At 69.3% G+C, this 16,494-nt stretch carries 17 protein-coding genes; 8 read left to right on the top strand and 9 right to left on the bottom strand.

What is annotated here, in order from left to right:
* Positions 1-5: 5 nt before the first annotated feature.
* From IE302_RS35420 to IE302_RS35390, 7 genes are all read right to left on the bottom strand, one after another.
* Positions 6-755: a zf-HC2 domain-containing protein gene (locus IE302_RS35420; protein ID WP_191258808.1), complete on the bottom strand. Its 750-nt coding sequence runs from the start codon at positions 753-755 to the stop codon at positions 6-8.
* Complete coding sequence (locus tag IE302_RS35415; RefSeq protein WP_191258807.1) at positions 755-1,939, bottom strand: PP2C family protein-serine/threonine phosphatase; 1,185 nt, start codon at positions 1,937-1,939, stop codon at positions 755-757. Before IE302_RS35415 ends, IE302_RS35420 begins: the two co-directional genes overlap by 1 nt.
* Entirely contained in the window at positions 1,936-2,934 is a 999-nt protein-coding gene (locus tag IE302_RS35410) for an ATP-binding protein (RefSeq protein ID WP_191258806.1), read from the bottom strand. The genes IE302_RS35415 and IE302_RS35410 overlap by 4 nt, the downstream gene beginning before the upstream one ends.
* Positions 2,931-3,356 (bottom strand): ATP-binding protein, encoded by a 426-nt coding sequence (locus IE302_RS35405; RefSeq protein ID WP_191258805.1) that lies wholly within the window; start codon positions 3,354-3,356, stop codon positions 2,931-2,933. Before IE302_RS35405 ends, IE302_RS35410 begins: the two co-directional genes overlap by 4 nt.
* Positions 3,346-3,744 (bottom strand): STAS domain-containing protein, encoded by a 399-nt coding sequence (locus tag IE302_RS35400; RefSeq protein ID WP_191258804.1) that lies wholly within the window; start codon positions 3,742-3,744, stop codon positions 3,346-3,348. The genes IE302_RS35405 and IE302_RS35400 overlap by 11 nt, the downstream gene beginning before the upstream one ends.
* Positions 3,741-4,610: an STAS domain-containing protein gene (locus IE302_RS35395; RefSeq protein WP_191258923.1), complete on the bottom strand. Its 870-nt coding sequence runs from the start codon at positions 4,608-4,610 to the stop codon at positions 3,741-3,743. The genes IE302_RS35400 and IE302_RS35395 overlap by 4 nt, the downstream gene beginning before the upstream one ends.
* Positions 4,611-4,702: 92 nt before the next feature.
* Entirely contained in the window at positions 4,703-5,161 is a 459-nt protein-coding gene (locus tag IE302_RS35390) for a MarR family transcriptional regulator (protein WP_191258803.1), read from the bottom strand.
* 133 nt (positions 5,162-5,294) lie between these two features.
* Here IE302_RS35390 and IE302_RS35385 point away from each other — a divergent pair, with 133 nt between their 5' ends.
* The 6 genes from IE302_RS35385 (at position 5,295) to IE302_RS35360 (ending at position 11,625) form a co-directional block, all read left to right on the top strand.
* Positions 5,295-6,485: a PP2C family protein-serine/threonine phosphatase gene (locus IE302_RS35385; RefSeq protein WP_191258802.1), complete on the top strand. Its 1,191-nt coding sequence runs from the start codon at positions 5,295-5,297 to the stop codon at positions 6,483-6,485.
* Between the two features lie 102 nt (positions 6,486-6,587).
* Positions 6,588-7,367, top strand: coding sequence for a GNAT family N-acetyltransferase (locus IE302_RS35380; RefSeq protein WP_191258801.1), 780 nt, complete (start codon positions 6,588-6,590; stop codon positions 7,365-7,367).
* 93 nt (positions 7,368-7,460) lie between these two features.
* A complete protein-coding gene (tdh, locus tag IE302_RS35375) occupies positions 7,461-8,492 on the top strand; it encodes an L-threonine 3-dehydrogenase (protein ID WP_191258800.1) in 1,032 nt (343 codons plus the stop codon).
* The gene (locus IE302_RS35370) at positions 8,492-9,670 is read left to right on the top strand and encodes a glycine C-acetyltransferase (RefSeq protein WP_191258922.1); all 1,179 of its coding nucleotides are present in this window, start codon (positions 8,492-8,494) and stop codon (positions 9,668-9,670) included. Before tdh ends, IE302_RS35370 begins: the two co-directional genes overlap by 1 nt.
* Positions 9,670-10,584 (top strand): LysR family transcriptional regulator, encoded by a 915-nt coding sequence (locus IE302_RS35365; protein ID WP_191258799.1) that lies wholly within the window; start codon positions 9,670-9,672, stop codon positions 10,582-10,584. The genes IE302_RS35370 and IE302_RS35365 overlap by 1 nt, the downstream gene beginning before the upstream one ends.
* A 39-nt stretch (positions 10,585-10,623) precedes the next feature.
* The gene (locus tag IE302_RS35360) at positions 10,624-11,625 is read left to right on the top strand and encodes a TerC/Alx family metal homeostasis membrane protein (RefSeq protein ID WP_191258798.1); all 1,002 of its coding nucleotides are present in this window, start codon (positions 10,624-10,626) and stop codon (positions 11,623-11,625) included.
* Here the strand turns inward: IE302_RS35360 and IE302_RS35355 are convergent.
* The gene (locus IE302_RS35355) at positions 11,622-12,185 is read right to left on the bottom strand and encodes a TetR/AcrR family transcriptional regulator (protein WP_191258797.1); all 564 of its coding nucleotides are present in this window, start codon (positions 12,183-12,185) and stop codon (positions 11,622-11,624) included. The two genes, IE302_RS35360 and IE302_RS35355, sit on opposite strands and share 4 nt — an antisense overlap.
* Before the next feature lie 81 nt (positions 12,186-12,266).
* Between IE302_RS35355 and IE302_RS35350 the strand changes: the two genes are divergently transcribed.
* Complete coding sequence (locus tag IE302_RS35350; RefSeq protein WP_191258796.1) at positions 12,267-13,325, top strand: FAD-dependent oxidoreductase; 1,059 nt, start codon at positions 12,267-12,269, stop codon at positions 13,323-13,325.
* A gap of 63 nt (positions 13,326-13,388) precedes the next feature.
* Complete coding sequence (locus IE302_RS35345) at positions 13,389-14,627, top strand: HNH endonuclease signature motif containing protein (RefSeq protein WP_229908132.1); 1,239 nt, start codon at positions 13,389-13,391, stop codon at positions 14,625-14,627.
* 450 nt (positions 14,628-15,077) lie between these two features.
* Here IE302_RS35345 and IE302_RS35340 read toward each other — a convergent pair whose 3' ends face one another.
* Complete coding sequence (locus IE302_RS35340; protein ID WP_191258795.1) at positions 15,078-16,427, bottom strand: MFS transporter; 1,350 nt, start codon at positions 16,425-16,427, stop codon at positions 15,078-15,080.
* Positions 16,428-16,494: the final 67 nt, after the last annotated feature.

Genomic DNA, 16,494 nt, shown 5'->3' with positions numbered 1-16,494 from the left:
CCCGGTCAGGCCGAGACGGAGCGGGGCATCTCGCGGTTGACCTCGTCGAGCCGGGTGGCGACGGTCCGGCAGGGTTCGCAGCCCGCCAGATGTTCGGCGATCAGGTCCGCGCGGCGGCCCGGCACCCCGCCGCGGAGCCACGCGCCCATCCGGCGCCGCGCCTCCTGGCAGCACGGCGTTCCCGTTTCGGGGACCTGCGCCTGCAGGAAGGCCTGGCGCAGACCTTCGCGGGCGCGCAGGGCGAGAACGGAGGCGCCGTTGGGGGACACCCCCAGCAACGGGGCCACCACCTTCGGCGAGTCGCCTTCGGCCTCGGTCCGCCACAGCACGGTCCGCCAGCGGCCGGGGAGCGCGCAGTAGGCGGTCCACGCCAGCCGGGCGTTCGCGCGGAGGATGAGGAGTTCCTCCGCGCCCACGGTCCCGGTGGCCTCCTCGGTCGCCGGGGTCGTGCCGTACAACTCGACCCGTTTGTTGTGGTGGCTCCATTTCACCACCAGGTTCCGCATGGTGACGGCGAGATAGGGGCGGAGGTTCTCCCGGGGGCCGCCGCCGTCGCGGATGACGCTCAGGACCCGCACGAAGGCTTCGGCGACGAGATCGTCCCGTTCGGCGGGCTCGGCGACCCAGCCCGCCGCGATCCGGCGGAGCGGGCCGGCGTGCTTCCGGAAAAGCGCCTCGCCGGCGGCGATGTCACCGGTGCGGAAGGCGTCGAGTAGCGTGGCGTCCGCTGTGTCCTGCTCGGCGTCGTCCCTCATCAAGCGCCACCGTAATACGGACGGTGCCGGATCGCGATGACCACGGTGTCATCGGCGTGCAGGACGATTTCCAGCATCTCGGTGGCCAGGACGTCCGGGATCTCCGCGGTGGGCCGTCCGGCGTTGCGCCGCGCGGCCGCGAGCAGTCGCTCTTCTCCTTCCTGGAAGTCTTTGCGGCTCTCGACGAGCCCGTCGGTGTAGATGACGAGCAGGTCGCCGTCACCGAGCCTGCGATGGACGAGGCTTTTGCTGCCGGGATCGGGAAAACCGACGCCCCGGCCCGACGTCGCGGCGGCGAGCAGTTCGGTCTCACCGGCGGCGGTGACCAGGACCGGACGCGGATGGCTGCCGTTGGCGAAGGTGACGTCGCCGGTCTCCGGGTCCAGGCGGGCCAGCAGCACGGTCGCCATCAGTTCGGGTTCGATCGTCGCCAGCGCGCGGGCGGTCCGGCCGATCAGATCGCGGAACGGATGGCCTTCCAGTGCCAGGGTGCGGATCGCGTGCGTGACGGTCAGCGCGTGCCGGGTCGAGGTGACACCGTGCCCGACCGCGTCGACGAGGGTGAGGTGGACACAGCCGTCGGGCAGCACGAACCAGTCGTAGAGATCCCCGCCGGTCGGGGAATCCTGCTGGCTCGGCGCGTAGTGCACGGCCAGTTCGAAGGGGCCCGCGGGCGGTGGCGGCGGGCGCAGCGCGTCCTCCAGCTCACGGAAGATCACCGCGTGCGCCTTGCGGAGCTGCTCGTCCCGTTCCTCCAGTTCGACGTACATCGCGAGCACGCCGCTGTTCGTCTCGGCCAGTTCGTGTTTGAGCTCGCGCTGTTCCTTGGCGACCGCGTCGGCGCGGGCGACCAGCGCCAGCATCTCGTCCCTGGTGGCCACCTCGTCGTCGGCCGCGACCGGCACCGGGCCGGCGCCCGCGTCGAGATGCCAGGTCAGGCTCGCGCCGTCGCCCGCGGCGGGAAGGAGCGGGAGGGCGTTGCGCCGGGCCTGCCCGATCGGCCGGGGCGATTCCAGCGTGACGGACAGCTTGCCGTCGGCCGTGGCGGTCGAAAGTCCCGGCGTGGGGCCGTCTTCGGCGAGCAGGGTCACCGCGAGCACCAGCCGGGCCCGCTGGTCGGCAGGCACCCCGGCGGCCGCGCACGCCTCGCGCACGCGGCGGCGCAACCGGGCGACGTCTGTCACGGAAGTCCCTTTCCCGGCCCGAAAGCGATCAACGCGGCGTCGTCGCGGAGATCGCGGTGCCGGTGGGCGAGGTCCGCGGCGAACAGGGCCGTGGCCGGGAGCGGTCCGAGCGCGGCCTGACCACGCCAGGCGGTGCCGATCCCGTCGGTATGCAGCACGAGAAGTTCGTGGCCGGTCAAGGGATACGTCCGCACCCGGACCGGCGGCAAGGTGAGGCCGACGACACCGGGGACGCTCAGCAGCGGCTGTGTCCGCCCCGGCGTCAGCACCAGACCGCTGATGTTGCCGACACCGCAGAACTCGAGCCCGCTTTCGGAAAGCCGGACGAGCGCGACCGCCGCGCCGCGGGTCTGCCGCAGCGCCCGGTGCATGGCGTTCAGCTGCTCGGGCAGCGCCCGGTCCGGATCGCGGCGGAACACGGCGATCGCGGCTTCCGCGGCGTCGCTCGCTCGGGGACCGTGGCCGAGCCCGTCGGCGAGGACGGCCGTGCGGACACCGGGCATCGCCGAGACGGCCACCGCGTCGCCGCACCGCTCTTCGCCTTCGCGAGGGAGCCGGACATGCGCGAGATCGACGCCTCGCTGCCCGGGCGGGAGGATCCGGGCGGCCGCGACGGTGCCGACGCCCGCCTCGGACCGGATGCGGAACTCGGTGGCGAGCCTGCCGACGGCGCCGAGACCGGTGCCGAGCGTTTCGGTGGTCGTGTTGCCGTCGACGCGCCAGTGGGCCAGATCGTCCATCCCCGGCCCGGTGTCCACGGCGTGGACCTCGACTCCCGGCCCGGCCAGGGAACGCTGGACGAAGACGGCGCCGTCGCCGGCGTGCTTGTCGAGATTGGTCGCCAGTTCCGAGGCGATGACGGCGGTGCGTTCGGCGAGGACCTCGGGAAGCCCGGCTTCGGCCGCGACTTCGCGCGCGGCCCGTGTCGCGGCGTAGACCGCGCTGATGTGGTCGATGTGGATCAGCCGGGTGAGGGCCGCGTCGGCGACGGTCATGGCTTCCAGCGGACGACGGTCACCGTGGTGCCCTCACCGGGCGTCGTGTCGATGGTGAACTCGTCGACCAGCCGCCGGGTGCCGCCGAGGCCGTGCCCGAGGCCGGCGCCGGTGCTGAACCCGTCGGTCATGGCCTGGTCGACGTCTTCGATGCCGGGGCCTTCGTCGCGGACGGACAGGGCGATCCCCACCCGTCCCCGGCGGTCCCGCACCGAAGCGATCGTCATCGTGCCGCCACCTCCGTGGATGTAGGCGTTGCGCACGAGTTCGCTGGCGGCGGTCACGATCTTCGTCTGGTCGACGATCGAGAAACCGGCCGCGACCGCGTCGGCCCGGACCGCGTGCCGGGCGGTGAGCAGATCCTCTTCGGCGCGCACGGCGTGTTCGCGCGCCTCGGGGGCGGTGAGCTCGTCAGGAAGCACGAGGCGCCTCTTCGGCGGCCCCGGCGGGACGTCGCCATCCCAGCAGCTCCATGGCCTGTTCCGCGTTGAGCGCGGTCTGGACGCCGGTGAGCCCCAGCCCCAGTTCGGACAGCGTGATCGCGACGGCCGGGCGCATCCCGGCGACGATCATCCTGGCGCCGAGGAGACGTCCGGTGGCGGCCAGTTCCATCAGGACCCGCGCGACGAACGAGTCGATGATCTCCAGCCGCGAGATGTCGAGGATGACCCCGCGGATCCCCTCGTCGGAGATCCGGGCGGTGAGCTCGTCGGTGAACTGGAGCGCGGTGGTGTCGTCGAGATCGCTGAGCAGCCCGCTGATCAGGATGTCTCCGAGCCGCAGGATCGGCAGACCCGCGCGCGGGTTCACCCGGTCACCACGCCGGGCCGGGTGTGATCGTCGATCAGCCGCATCGCCGTGGCCAGCGCGTCGGCGAGCGAACCGCGGGTCTCGATATGCGACAGGTTGATGCCGAGCTGGGTGACGGTCTGCGCGATCGACGGCCGGACGCCGCTGATGAGGCATTCCGCGCCCATGAGCCGGACCGCGCTGACCGTCTGCAGGAGATGCTGCGCCACCGCTGTGTCCACTGTGGACACGCCGGTGATGTCGATGATGGCCACCCTCGCCTCGTGCGCCTGGATCGCCTCCAGGAGGCTGTTCATCACCACCTGCGTGCGGCTGCTGTCGAGAGTGCCGATCAGGGGGACGGCCAGCACCTGGCGCCACAGTCGCACCACCGGCGTGGACAGTTCCAGCATCTGCTGGTGCTGCCGCCTGATGATCTCTTCGCGGCCTTCGACGTACACCGAGAACGTCAGCAGGCTCGCGGCGTCGAGGAACCTGTTGACCTGCAAGGAAGCCTGGTAGCGGACCTCGGGGTCTTCGGTGTGGCGTTCGAGGGCGGCGAGGGTGGTCCGCTTGAGGCCGAGGATCGCCATGGCGGTGGAGGCGGGCGTGGCACCGGCGCGGGCCCGCCGCTCGGACAGGCCCCGCAGCGCGGCGCGGACGGCCTCGTCGCGGTCGACGATCCGTTCCAGGCGCAGTTCGGTACCGAGAGCCTCGCGGAGCGCGTCGAGCAGTTCCCTGGCCTCGCGGCGCAGTTCCTGCTCACCGGTCCAGGCGGGCGAGTCGGTCAGCTGCCAGCGGACCCAGTCGTCGACCAGGTCGGCCTGGCCGGCGTCGAAGATCCGCGTAAGCAGGTCCCGGACGGCGGTGTCGTCGGTCGCCTGCACCCACACCTCCAGGTGTCCGCGTCGCACGTCGCGACTGTTGTCATATGACAACAGTGACCCTACTCCAGTGGCGGTGAGGACACCCCGTGGCGTCAGAACTCCGCGGCGGCCTGGCGAAACTCACGGAGCCCGGCGGCGAGCGCGGCCTTGGCCTCCGGGGTCAGCTTCCCCAGCACCGCCTCCAGGCTTTCGCGGCGGCGTGCCCGCAGGTCACGCAGGTAGGCGCGGCCCCGTTCGCTGAGCCGCAAGGTGAGTTCGCGGCGGCTGTGCGTACTGGGCAGCCTGTCGACGAAGCCGACCGCTTCCAGCCGATCGCACAGGCGGCTCACCAGCGGCGGGGTCGAACCGAGCAGTTCGGCGAGCGCGCGCAGATTCAAGCCGTTGTGGTGGTCGAGCGCCACGACGGCACGGACTTGGGACGTCGACAGCGGACGTGGTGAAGCTTCGCGAGCGCGTTCGAACATGATCTCGAGCAGCTCGGCCGTCTCGGTCACCGCCGCCGCCACCGTTTCGGCGCCGGGGGGCTCAGAGGACCGATTCACGACACCCACTCTCGCATCCTTATGCTGAACTGTCAGCTCAGCTCGTCGCGGTAGGTCCCTCGGCCGGTCCGCCAGCGCGATGCCGGCTGCTTCGCCGGCGTCCGAGCGTGATGCCGGTCACCCGGCGTGCGGAGGCGACGAAGTGGACAAGTCCCTGGCGGTCGAGCGGATCCTGAGAGGCGTCCAGCCGCATCAGCTGCTCGACGGATTGCGTTCGGCGCTGCGGGAACACTTCGACGCCGTGGTCGTCGACCTGCTGATGGCCGACTACAGCCTCACCGAACTGCGGCGGGTGACCGTGCTGCCCTACACCACCGATCCGGTGCCGGTGGCGGACACAGTGGCGGGTGAGGCCTTCACCACGCAGTGCGCGACGTTCGAGACCGTCGAGGAGGGCGTCCGCGCCCACTTCCCGGTCTCCGTGCGCGGAGACCGGCTCGGCATCCTCGTCGTCACGCTCCCCGAAGAGCAGGAACCGCCGGTGTGGGCGGAACTCGGCCGTTTCGCCGAGGCGCTCGCGCACGAGGTCTTCGTCGCCGACCGTGACACCGACCTCTACGTGCAGGCGCGCCGGTCGTCCCGGCTCACCCTCGCGGCCGAGATGCAGTGGCAGCTGCTTCCCGGCCGCGCGTGCGCCCGCCCCGAATTCGCCCTCGGCGGGCAGCTCGAACCCGCGTACGCCATCTACGGCGACTGCTTCGACTGGTCGGCCTCGGCGCGCAAGCTGTCGGTCACGCTGGTCAACGGCATGGGGGACGGCGCGAGCGCGGCGCTGCTGACCAACCTCGCGGTCAACGCGCTGCGCAACGCCCGGCGGGCCGGGATCCCGCTCGACGCCCAGGCCGAACTCGCCGACCAGGCCCTTTACGCCCAGTATCGGGGTCAGGAGCACGTCGCGACCCTCCTGCTGGAGTTCGACCTCGCGACCGGCGCGATCGACGCCGTCGACGCCGGATCGCCCCGCCTGTGGCGCTTCCGCGACGGCAAGACCGAGCGGGTCGCGTTCGACGAGCAGCTGCCGCTCGGCACCTTCGAAGACACTTCGTACACCGTCGAGCGCCTGCAGGCGGTGCCCGGCGACCGCTACGTGTTCGTGAGCGACGGCGTCTACGCGGTGGCGGGCCCGCACGGCGAGCTCTACGGCGACCGTGAACTCGCCGAGGCCATCGCCGCGACCGCGGACCTGCCCGCGGCCCACGTGCCGAGGGCGGTGCTCGCCGAACTGGGCGAGCACCGCGGCGGCGGGCCAGCCGCCGACGACGCGATGGTCGTCTGCCTCGACTGGTTCGGGCCGAACCCCGGCGCGGACATCGCGGTGACCGCCGGATCCTGAGGGTCACTTTCCGGGCGGCTCCGGCAGTTCCAGGTGCTCGCGCGGCCGTGCTCAGGATGTGAGAGCGGGAATGAAAGCCCGCCCGCCGCTGTCGCAGCCGTCATGGTCAACCCTCCCGACGACCCGGTCCGGGCCTCCCTGACCGGGCCGCACGCCCGCTTCGCCGAACGCTTCGGCCAGGTCCTGCGCTACCAGGTCGACGTCGCGCCCTTCCTCTCCCTGCCACCCGAACCGGACGACGGCGTGTGGGACGACGTCGCCGCCCTGACCGGCCCGGGTGAGACGGTCACCGTCGACGGCGCACCCCCCGTCCCGGCGGGGTGGGAGATCCTCGAAAGGATCGCCGGGGTGCGGCTGGTCGACATCGCGCTCGAAGCCGCGGAAGATCCCGAGGCCGTCCTTCTGGGACCGGACGACGTCCCGGAGATGCTCGACCTCGTCGCGCGGACCAGACCCGGTCCCTTCCGGAAACGGACCGTCGAATTGGGGACATACCTGGGAATCCGGCGTGGCGGCGCGCTGATCGCGATGGCGGGGGAACGGCTGCACCCGCCCGGCTGGACCGAGATCAGCGCCGTCTGCACCGACCCGGCGTATCGCGGGCAAGGGCTGGCGACCCGGCTCGTCCGCGCGGTGGCGGCGGGGATCCGGGCCCGCGGCGAACGGCCGATAATGCACGCGGCGGCGGCGAACACCCCGGCCATTCGCCTGTACCGGTCGATCGGTTTCGAACTGGTGCCGCGACCCGACTTCGTCGTGGTTCGCGTTCCCGGATCCACCACGGCCGCGCTGGATCAGCCAGGACGCGGACAACCCTTTGTCGGCTTCCTACGGGGAGAACGCCCTGATCGGGTGGCTTCGTTCTCATCCGAAGGTGGCTAAGCGCTGGTACCCGTCCTTGTGAAGAGGCGCTAACGAGGGATTGCAGAAACTCGCGATGGACTCCGGCGGCGCGGCCGGGCCAGACTTCGCGCCATGAAGGCATTGGTCAAAGCCGACCGAGCACCCGGCCTGGAACTCACCGACGTTCCGGATCCCGCGGTCGGCCCCGGCGACGTCGCCGTCCGCGTGCTGCGCGCCGGGATCTGCGGCACGGATCTGCACATCGACTCCTGGGACGACTGGGCGGCGCGCACCATCACCGCGCCACTGGTCGTCGGGCACGAGTTCGTCGGCGAGGTGGTCGAGATCGGCCGGTCGGTGACGACGGTCAAGGTGGGCGACCTGGTCAGCGGCGAGGGGCATCTGGTCTGCGGGAGCTGCCGCAACTGCAAGGCCGGGCGGCGTCACCTGTGCGCCCGGACCAAGGGTCTCGGCGTGCACACCGATGGCGCGTTCGCGCAGTACGCCGTCCTGCCCGAGCAGAACGCCTGGGTGCACCGGACCAAGGTCGACCTCGACATCGCCGCGATCTTCGACCCGCTCGGCAACGCCGTGCACACCGCGCTGTCCTTCCCCGTCATCGGCGAGGACGTGCTGGTCACCGGCGCCGGCCCGATCGGCATCATGGCCGCCGCCATCGCCCGCCACGCCGGCGCGCGCAACGTCGTCGTCACCGACGTCAGCGAGCACCGCCTGGAACTGGCGCGGAAGGTCGGCGTCGACCTCGCGCTGGACGTCTCCTCTTCGACCATCGCCGAAGCGCAGAAACGGCTCGGCATGGCCGAGGGCTTCGACGTCGGCATGGAGATGAGCGGGCGGCCCGAGGCGCTGCGCGAGATGATCTCGAACATGTCGCACGGCGGCCGGATCGCGCTGCTCGGCCTGCCCGCGTCCGACGTGTCGGTCGACATCGCGTCCGTGGTGCTGAAGATGATCCAGCTCAAGGGGATCTACGGGCGTGAGATGTTCGAGACGTGGTACTCGATGTCCGTGCTGCTGCAGGCCGGGCTGGACATCTCGCCGGTGATCACCCACCGGTTCGGCTACACCGAGTACGAGAAGGCGTTCGCGACGGCCAGGGAAGGCCGTTGCGGCAAGGTCATCCTGGATTGGACGGAGAACTGATGTACGGCGCGATGCGCGACGACCTCAAGGCCGGGCTCGCCGAGATCCGGGAAGCCGGGTTGTACAAGGGCGAGCGGGTGATCCAGGGGCCGCAGCGGGCTTCGGTCAGCGTCGCCGACGGCGACGTCCTCAACTTCTGCGCCAACAACTACCTCGGCCTCGCCGACCACCCCGAGCTGATCAAAGCCGCGCAGGAGGCCTTGGACCGCTGGGGCTTCGGCATGGCGTCGGTGCGGTTCATCTGCGGGACCCAGCAGCCGCACAAGGAACTGGAGGCGAAGCTCTCGGAGTTCCTCGGCACCGAGGACACGATCCTCTACAGCTCCTGTTTCGACGCCAACGCCGGGCTTTTCGAGACGCTGCTGACCGACCAGGACGTCATCATCTCCGACGAGCTCAACCACGCGTCGATCATCGACGGCGTCCGGCTGTGCAAGGCGAAGCGGATGCGCTACCGCAACCGCGACGTCGCGGACCTGGAGGCCCGGCTCAAGGAGGCTTCCGGCGCGCGGTACCGGATGATCGCCACCGACGGCGTGTTCTCGATGGACGGCTACCTCGCGCCGCTCGACGAGATCTGCGAACTGGCCGAGCGCTACGACGCGCTGGTGATGGTGGACGACTCGCACGCCGTCGGCTTCACCGGTCCGACCGGTCGCGGCACGCCCGAGCTGTTCGGCGTGCAGGACAAGGTCGACGTCCTCACCGGCACCCTCGGCAAGGCCCTCGGCGGGGCGAGCGGCGGCTACACCTCGGGCCGCGCGGAGATCGTCGAGATGCTGCGGCAGCGTTCGCGGCCGTACCTGTTCTCGAACTCGCTGGCGCCGTCGATCACCGCGGCCGCCATCGCCACGCTGAACCTGCTGGGCTCCTCGGGTGAGCTGCTGGACAAGCTGCGCGCCAACACCGAGCTGTTCCGTCGCCGGATGACCGAAGCGGGCTTCGACCTGCTCCCGGGCGAGCACCCGATCATCCCGGTGATGATCGGCGACGCGGCCAAGGCGGGCCGGATGGCGGATCTGCTGCTCGACCAGGGCATCTACGTGGTCGGGTTCTCGTATCCGGTGGTGCCGCACGGCAAGGCCCGGATCCGCACCCAGATGTCGGCGGCGCATTCCACCGACGACGTGAACCGGGCCGTCGACGCGTTCGTGACGGCAAGGTCCATGATGGACTGATGATCGATCCGCGACGGCTGCGCGTGCTGCGCGCCCTCGCCGACCACGGCACCGTGACGGCGGCGGGACAGGCGCTGCACCTGACGCCGTCCGCGGTGTCCCAGCAGCTGGCCGCACTCGAAGCCGAGTGCGGCCAGCAACTGCTCCGCCGGTGGGGGCGCCGGGTTTCGCTGACCCCCGCGGGTGAACTGATGGTGGTGCACGCGAACGCCGTCGCCGCGGAACTCGAACGGGCGCACGCCACGCTGGCCGCGCTCGATTCGGGGGTGCGGGGGATGGTGCGGCTGGCGAGTTTCGCCTCCGCGATCACCATGGTCGTCGCGCCGGCCATCGCTTCGCTGCGCGCCGGTTCGCCAGGGGTCTCCATGCAGGTGCAGGACGTCGAGGGGCACGCGAGCATCCCGCTGCTGCTCGACGGCGAGGTCGATCTGGCGATCACGGAGGAGTACCGCCTCTCGCCACGGACGGATGAAAGCAGGCTCACCCGGTTCCCGCTGTACGTGGAGCCGTTCGACGTCGTCCTGCCCACCACGCACCGGCTCGCCGGATCGTCCGAAGTGGACATCGACGAACTCGCCGACGACGACTGGATCGCGCCGAAATCCGGGAATCCCTGCCGTGACGTGCTGATGATCGTCTGCGCGAATCCCGCGATCCGGCACGTCTCCGACGATTTCCACGCGATCACCACCCTGGTCGCCGCGGGCGAGGGGGTGGCACTGGTACCGCGCAACGCTTTCACCGCCGTCCCCGGTTCGGTCGCCGTCCCCTTGCGAGGCGAGCCGCCGCTGCGCCGTGTGTTCGCCGCCGTCCGGCGGGGGAGCGCGGAACACCCCTTGCTCAAGACCGTGCTCGCCGCGCTGCTGGACGCGGCGCCGGGTCATGCGAATGCGGACCGGGGGAGTCCCACTTAAGATCTGGGCACCTGCCGCCGAACGAAAGACAGGGTCCGGATGCTCCAGATCGATGGCCTCACCTGGACCCTGACGATCGGGCTGGTACTCGGGCTCCTGGCCCTCGACCTCATCCTGGCGGCCGTGCGGCCGCACAAGGTCGGTTTCGGCGAGGCGGTGGCCTGGTCGATCGGCTACATCCTGGTCGCGGTGGCGTTCGGCGTCTGGCTGACGCTGGCGCACGGCGGCGACTTCGGGCAGCAGTACTTCGCGGGTTACATCGTGGAGAAGAGCCTGTCCGTCGACAACCTCTTCGTCTTCGTGATCATCATGAGCACCTTCGCGGTACCCGAAGAACATCAGCACAAGGTGCTCACGTTCGGCATCGTCGTCGCCCTGATCATGCGCGCGATCTTCATCGCGCTCGGCGCCACGCTGCTCTCGTTGTTCTCCTTCATGTTCCTGCTGTTCGGGCTGCTGTTGATCTACACCGGGATCCAGCTGTTCCGGCATCGCGACGAGGATCCGGACGTCGAGAACAACGTGGTGGTGCGGACCGCGCGCCGCCTGCTGCCGCTGTCCACCGAATACGACGGCGGCAAGCTGCTCACCCGCGTGGACGGGAAGCGGGTGGGCACGCCGCTGGTGGTGGTGCTGCTCGCGATCGGCGGGATCGACCTGCTGTTCGCGCTGGACTCGATCCCCGCCGTCTTCGGCGTCACCGACGAGCCGTATCTCGTCTTCGCCGCCAACGCCTTCGCCCTGCTGGGCCTGCGCGCGCTGTATTTCCTGGTGAAGGGCCTGCTCGACCGGCTGGTGTACCTGTCGGCCGGGCTCGCGATCATCCTCGGGTTCATCGGGATCAAGCTGATCCTGCACTGGGCGCACGTGGACATCGACGAGAGCGTTCCGGAGATCTCGACGCCGGTCAGCCTCGCGGTGATCATCGGCATCCTCGTCGTGGTGACGGTGGCGAGCCTGCTCAAGACCCGCAGCGACCCGTCCGCCAAGGCGCATCCCGGCTCGCTGCGCGGCTCCCGTCCCGCGTCCGAAGAGGATTAGCGCCAGCCGTGGGTGAGGAGGTCGAAGATCTCCTCGACGGCCTTCCTGGGGTCCTCCCGGCCGCGGGTGAGCGCCGGGATGTCCAGGACGAATCGTGCGAGCGCGCGGGAGGCCGCGTCGTCGGGGTCCACTCCGGCGTCTTCGGCGATGGCGGCGCCGAGGGCCGCGGCGTGCCGGGTCCACATGCGTTCGCCGTATTCCTGGAGCGCGGGGGTGCCGCTCACCAGCGCGGTGAACTCGGGGTACTGGGGATGGGCCGTGAGCGGGAGCCAGGTGGCGAGCACGTACTCGCGTAGGGCTTCGACGACGCTCTGCCCTGCTTCGCGCTCTCGTACGGCGGCTATCAGGTTCGCTTCGCGGTCCTGAGCCTCGTCGAAGACCAGCGCTTCCTTGCCGGGGAAGTGCTTGAACAGCGTCGTGGTCGACACGTCGGCCGCCTCGGCGATGTCGCGGATGCTCACCTGGTCGTAGCCCCGCTCCAGGAACAGTTTCAAGGCGGCGTCCGCCAAGGCCTGGCGGGTGGCCGCCTTCTTGCGTTCACGCCGTCCCGGTGTCTCCATGAGCGCACTCTACCCCATGAGTTGTCACGGTCACTAAGTTGACTCGTTGCACTTTTTAACTCGTTCTGGTTTTCTGAAGGTATGACGATCAGCATCATCGGAGCGGGCCCCGGCGGCCTGACCTGCGCCCGCATCCTGCAGAAGCACGGCATCCCCGTGACGGTCTACGACCGCGACCCGCATCCTCGGGCCCGTAACCAGGGCGGCACCCTCGACCTGCACGCGGACGACGGGCAGCTGGTCCTGCGTGAAGCGGGCCTGCTCGACGAGTTCTTCGCGCTCGCCCGTCCGGAAGGGCAGGAGATGCGGAAGCTGGATCCCGCCGGCAACCTCGTGGAGCACTATGTCCCGGCCGAAGGGGAGCTGTTCAAACCGGAGATCGACCGAGGCCAGTTGCGCGGTCTGCTGCTGGACTCACTGGAGCCGGGCACCGTGCGCTGGGGTTCTGGTTTGGAGAAGGTGGAAGCTCCCGGTGTCCTTCGGTTCGCGGACGGCGCGACGGTCGAGACGGATCTGGTCATCGGCGCCGACGGCGCCTGGTCGCGGGTCCGGCCGGCGGTGTCGGCCGCGGTGCCCGAGTACTCGGGGATCACCTTCCTGGAGGCCTGGTTCGACGACGTCGAGAACGCCCATCCCGAACTCGCCGCGCTCGTCGGCCAGGGCAGCGCGATGGCGGCCGACGGTAACCGCTGCCTTTTCGCCCAGCGCAACAGCGGTGACCACATCCGGGTCTACGTGATTCAACGGCTGCCCGCGGACTGGGTCGGTTCTCGTGGCACCCCGGAGCTCCGCGCCGGGCTGCTCGACGCGTTTTCCGGCTGGTCGCCCTCGATGCTGCGGATGATCACGGACAATGACGGACCCTATGTGGATCGTCCGCTGTACGTCCTGCCGGTTCCGCACACCTGGGAACACACGCCGTCGGTGACCCTGCTCGGCGATGCCGCCCACCTGATGCCGCCGCTCGGTGTCGGCGTCAACCTGGCCATGCTGGACGCTTGCGAGCTCGCTCTGGCGCTGGCCGGTTCCAGCAGTTTCGTTGAGGCCGTTGAGGTATATGAGGCGACCATGCTTCCCCGGTCGGAGAAGTTCGCGCGACAGCTGGAGAACGGTGCTGAAGGTTTGCTCGAAGTCGACTAGCGCTGCTTTTGTTGCCGAGCAAGGTTTTCAGAAACTGTCGGTGGCCGGTTGTATGTTCTGAGTGTGGACACTCTCAACGCCACTGTGGCGCTACTCAAGGAAATCACCGAGTCTGAAGTGTTTGGGGAGGTCAATGCTTCGCTGGATTCGTTGGGGGACAACGATGCCGTGGATGCCGCTGTTGCGGCGTCGGAGGGGATCGCGCGACTGGAGGCTGTTCGGTTCCGTGCTTTGGGGCGGTTGAGCCGTTATCGTGGCGGTGCGTCCAGCGTGGTGCAGGAAGCGGCGTTGGCACTGTCTGTTGTGGACACTCATGCTGGTGCGCTGGTGTCCGCGGCGGAGGCGTTGACCACCCGTCTGCCACGCACATTAGGGCTGCTGGATCAAGGCAAGGTGGGTGGGTACGGGGCGATGAAAGTCGCCACGGCCACCGCGTGGCTGTCGGACGAGGACGCCCGCGCTGTGGACGCGGTCCTGGAGGACCGGATACCGGACCGGAACTCCGAGCAGATCCGGAAAGCGGCCAACCATGCGGCGATGATGGCCGACCGCGACGGCGCATCCCGCCGTGTCGAGCGGCATCGCGCCGGACGTCGCTTGTCGGTGCGGCAGGGCGAGACCGGGGTGGCGTCGATCGAGGTCCAAGACGGCCCCGTCGAGAAAGTCGCCGCCGCCTACACGCGGATCGATCGCGAAGCCAGGGCGCTGCGGGCGGGTGGGGAGACGCGCACGCTGGATCAGTTACGTGCCGACGTCGCCCTCGATCTCTTGTTAAGCGGGCAGGGTGGGAAGAGTGAACGGTCCGAAGTGTTCCTCTACATGGATCTCAACATCTACCTCGGGATGAATGACGATCCCGCGGAGATGGCCGGGCACGGCCACATCCCCGCCTCGCTGGCCCGGCACATCGCCGGCGGGTCGAACACGGTGTTGCGGCGGATCATCACCGACCCACTCTCGGGGCAGGTGCTCGACCTCGGCCGGGACCGCTACCGGCCCACTGCGGGGCTGGACGAGTTCGTCCGGGTGCGGGACCGGGAATGCCGAAGACCCGGCTGCCACCGCGTGGCCCAGGCCTGCGACCTCGATCATGCGCTGCCGTGGCAGTTCGGTGGTCACACCGCGGATACCGAACTGGTCGATCTGTGCCGTCGTGACCACCGGTTGAAGGACGAACCCGGCTGGAACTACCGGCTGGGTTCCGACGGAACCCTCACGATCACGACGCCCACGGGGCAGAGCTACGACAGCATGCCGCCGCCATTGCACGAACCCCGCGACGAGGAACCGTCAGCGTTCTGAGCCGTCGCCGGAAAACGGCGAAAGCCATCTGGTCGCGCGAGAGTCGACAGCGACATCATCGGGACTCGGTCGCCGAGAAACGGCGACGGCTCGTGAGAGTAACCATCCCTGAGGAATCGATACGCCGACGTGCCACCACCTTGCGGAGCCGTGGCCGGAAAACGATCACCATGTTGTGAGCCCGCCGGGTGTGTTCCTGGAATTCGACGGCAGCCGTCGATGTGCTGTGCTCCGCAGCGGCGGAGCGTGACTTGCCGAACTCCGGCAACGGTCGGTGACCGGACCGACTCCAAACAGGCCTGGGCAAACGGTGACCACCGCTGCCTGGCCGCTGGCGAAATGCGGCGACGTCCCCAAGGTCCCGCATCGCCTGTCGGTCGTTGCCGAAATTCGGCTACCGCCGCGGCTGGTCGACGGCGACCACCGCCACCCCCCGCCCTTGCCAAAGGCCTACTGCACAACAGAATCCCGTGCAGGCAAAGCGGAAACCTCCAAAGAAGAACCCCGCGAAGGCTCCCGCACCACCAAAGTCGCCACAAAGGTCAGCCCGATGCACCCCGTGACCCACCAGAAGAACACGCTCTCGTGCCCGGCCTGCTTCAGCGCCAAGGCGATCGGTTCCGAGAGCCCGCCGAAGACGGCGGTCGCCAGGGCATGGGGCAGGCCGACGCCGAGGGCCCGGACGTTGGTGGGGAACATTTCCGCCTTGATGATCGCCGACAGAGCCGTGTAGCCGCTGAGGAAGACCAGCGCGGTGATCATGAGCAGGAAGGCGATCCACGGGTTCCCGGTCCTGCCCACGAGCGTCATGATCGGGACGGTCAGGAGCATGCCGCCGACGGAGAAGCCGAACATGACCGGGCGGCGGCCGAAGCGGTCGGAAAGGGCACCGGCGACGGGCTGCATGAAGATGAACAGGAACAGGGCGGCGAAACCGATGAGCGAGGCGGTCGGTTTGGGGATTCCCGCCGTGTTCACCATGTACTTCTGGAGGTAGCTGGTGAAGGTGTAGAACGCCACCGTCCCGCCGATGGCGAGACCGAGGACGGCGAGGACCTGTCGGCGGTGCGAGCGCAGCAGGACCCGCAGGCCACCGCGGGAAGGCGAGCCGTCGGTCAAGAAGCGCTGGAAATGTTCCGATTCCATCATGCTGCGGCGGAGGTACATGACCACGAGTCCGGCGAGCGCGCCGAGCACGAACGGGATCCGCCAGCCCCAGGCGTACATCTGCGCCTCGGTCAGCAGCGACTGCATCACGATCATCACCAGCAGGGCCGCGAGCTGGCCGACGGTGATCGAGACGTACTGGAAGCTCGAGTAGAACCCGCGTCGTCCCGGAGTGGCGATCTCGGACAGGTACGTCGCGCTCGAACCGAACTCACCGCCGACCGAAAGGCCTTGTGCGAGCCTGGCGACCACGAGGATCACGGGCGCGAGAAGGCCGATCGACGCGTAGCCGGGCGTGATCGCGATGGTCAGTGAACCGAAGCTCATCAGCGTCACGGACAGCGTCAGCGCCGCCCGCCGCCCGAACCTGTCCGCGTAGAGGCCCAGGAGCCAGCCGCCGAGCGGGCGCATCAGGAAGCCGACCGCGAACACGACGGCCGTGGACAGCAGTTGCGCCGTCAGGTTTCCCTCGGGGAAGAAACTCGCCGCGAAGTAGATGCTGAACGAGGCGTAGACGAACCAGTCGTACCACTCGACCAGGTTGCCGAGGCAGCCACGGACCACGTTCGCCACGACGCCGGGTTTCTTGTGCGGCAAGGGAAGCTCCTTCGCTCCGGGAATGCCGACCATCATGAGCTGTGATCCCTGCGGTTGAGAAATAGAAATCCGCGATGGGCACATACCCGGTCGGCATGGAGCT

Origin of the sequence: Amycolatopsis oliviviridis (assembly GCF_014654365.1) — a bacterium.
GTDB classification, from domain to species: domain Bacteria; phylum Actinomycetota; class Actinomycetes; order Mycobacteriales; family Pseudonocardiaceae; genus Amycolatopsis; species Amycolatopsis oliviviridis.
Note: the sequence above shows the minus strand (reverse complement) of the source record. Positions and strands in the feature narration are given on the sequence as shown.

Coding starts and splice junctions, on each gene's coding strand:
- IE302_RS35410 (WP_191258806.1), bottom strand. CDS start 2,934: ATGACCGTCGCCGACGCGGCCCTCACCCGGCTGATCCACATCGACCAC.
- IE302_RS35370 (WP_191258922.1), top strand. CDS start 8,492: ATGTACGGCGCGATGCGCGACGACCTCAAGGCCGGGCTCGCCGAGATC.
- IE302_RS35340 (WP_191258795.1), bottom strand. CDS start 16,427: ATGATGGTCGGCATTCCCGGAGCGAAGGAGCTTCCCTTGCCGCACAAG.
- IE302_RS35380 (WP_191258801.1), top strand. CDS start 6,588: ATGGTCAACCCTCCCGACGACCCGGTCCGGGCCTCCCTGACCGGGCCG.
- tdh (WP_191258800.1), top strand. CDS start 7,461: ATGAAGGCATTGGTCAAAGCCGACCGAGCACCCGGCCTGGAACTCACC.
- IE302_RS35365 (WP_191258799.1), top strand. CDS start 9,670: ATGATCGATCCGCGACGGCTGCGCGTGCTGCGCGCCCTCGCCGACCAC.
- IE302_RS35360 (WP_191258798.1), top strand. CDS start 10,624: ATGCTCCAGATCGATGGCCTCACCTGGACCCTGACGATCGGGCTGGTA.
- IE302_RS35355 (WP_191258797.1), bottom strand. CDS start 12,185: ATGGAGACACCGGGACGGCGTGAACGCAAGAAGGCGGCCACCCGCCAG.
- IE302_RS35350 (WP_191258796.1), top strand. CDS start 12,267: ATGACGATCAGCATCATCGGAGCGGGCCCCGGCGGCCTGACCTGCGCC.
- IE302_RS35420 (WP_191258808.1), bottom strand. CDS start 755: ATGAGGGACGACGCCGAGCAGGACACAGCGGACGCCACGCTACTCGAC.